The 1,481-nt window shown below is 67.6% G+C and carries 2 protein-coding genes; one reads left to right on the forward strand and one right to left on the reverse strand.

Annotation, left to right across the window (positions count from 1 at the left end):
* Positions 1-257: 257 nt before the first annotated feature.
* The gene (locus F5972_RS36770) at positions 258-929 is read right to left on the reverse strand and encodes a FadR/GntR family transcriptional regulator (protein WP_111702010.1); all 672 of its coding nucleotides are present in this window, start codon (positions 927-929) and stop codon (positions 258-260) included.
* Between the two features lie 281 nt (positions 930-1,210).
* On the opposite strand from F5972_RS36770, the gene F5972_RS36775 reads away from it, so the two are divergent.
* Positions 1,211-1,481 (forward strand): ThuA domain-containing protein (locus F5972_RS36775; RefSeq protein WP_225312245.1); only part of this gene is annotated, 271 nt, incomplete at its 3' end.

Raw genomic sequence — 1,481 nt, forward strand, 5'->3', positions numbered from 1 at the left:
TCACCTCCTTCGGCCCCGCCTTCACGATGGGCAACGCCTGGCAGTTCTTCATGGGCTACCGCTTCGGCATCTTCAACTACGCCACCCAGTCCCTGGGCGGCTCGGTCACCGTCAACCGGTTCGACCTGACGCAACCCTGACGCCCCCACCCAGCCGATCGAACTGATCGAGCTGATCGAGTGACACCGGCCGGCCCCGGCGCTCCCCGACAGGAGCGCCGGGGCCGGTTCCGTCTCACCATCGTCAAGGGGCGGGTGTCACAGGGCGCTGCGGAGCCACTCCTCCACTCCGGCCACGTGGACCGTGGCCCACGCCCTCGCGACCTCCGGCTGCCGGGCGGCGATCGCGTCGCAGATGGCGGCGTGCTGCTCCCGCGTCTTCTCGTTGGCGCCCTCCTGGGTGAGGCCGCGCCAGATACGCGCCCGGGTCGTCGGCCCGGACAGGCTCTCGATGAGCGAGCACAGCACCGCGTTGCCCGACCCCGCCGCGATGTGCTGGTGGAAGCGCAGGTCGTTGGCGACAAGCTCCTCCACGCTCGGCTCGTCCGGCACCCCGCTCAGGATCTCGCGGAGTGCCTCGACGTCCTCGTCCGACATGTGCAGCGCGGCCATGGCGGTGGCGGCCGGCTCCAGGATGCGCCGCACCTCCAGGAACTGCAGCACGGTGTCGTCGCGGTGGAAGTCCACGACGAACGACATCGCGTCGAGCAGCAGGTTGGGCTGGAGGCTCGTGACGTAGGTGCCGTCACCCTGCCGTACGTCGAGCACGTTGATCAGGGCGAGCGCGCGCACGGCCTCCCGCAGCGAGTTGCGGGACAGGCCGAGCCGTTCGGCCAGGTCGGCCTCCTTCGGCAGCCGGTCCCCGGGGCGCAGCTCACCCGAAATGATCATCTGCTTGATCCGGTCGATCGCCGCGTCCGTGACCGCCACGAAGCCACCCCCTGTACGCAGGCGGACGAGGCCGCCAGACATCGGATGTCTAGCAGTTTAGGGGAAGCCGAACCCTCTCCGGCCCTGGTCAGCGGACTTGCGAAAGGCAGTCAGCACTAGACGTAACTTCCAGAACGAAGTAGAGAAAGGCATGTCGATTCGATTAAAAGGTCTTCACAACCGGACGAAACGGGATTACGGTCGCGACGCCTGCTCTTCTGGGGACTGGTGTGACAAAGCCCCCCGGTCGGCAGCCCCGTTCACCCCTCAAAGGAGCTGTCTTGACAGTTCACAGACATCGCGCCCTGAGCCATCTGGCCGCGGCGATGTCCCTCGCAGTGACCCTCCCCGTTCCCTTGGCGTTCGCGTCGCCCGCCATGGCGTCGGTGCCCCAGACCGGCGCCGCGAGTGCCGCAGCCCCTGATTTCAAGGTGCTCGTCTTCTCGAAGACGACCGGGTTCCGGCACGACTCGATCCCCGAGGGGATCGCGGCGGTGCAGAAGCTCGGTCAGGACAACAACTTCGCGGTCGACACGACCGAGGACAGCGCGG

Origin of the sequence: Microbispora cellulosiformans (genome assembly GCF_008728085.1) — a bacterium.
GTDB classification, from domain to species: domain Bacteria; phylum Actinomycetota; class Actinomycetes; order Streptosporangiales; family Streptosporangiaceae; genus Microbispora; species Microbispora amethystogenes.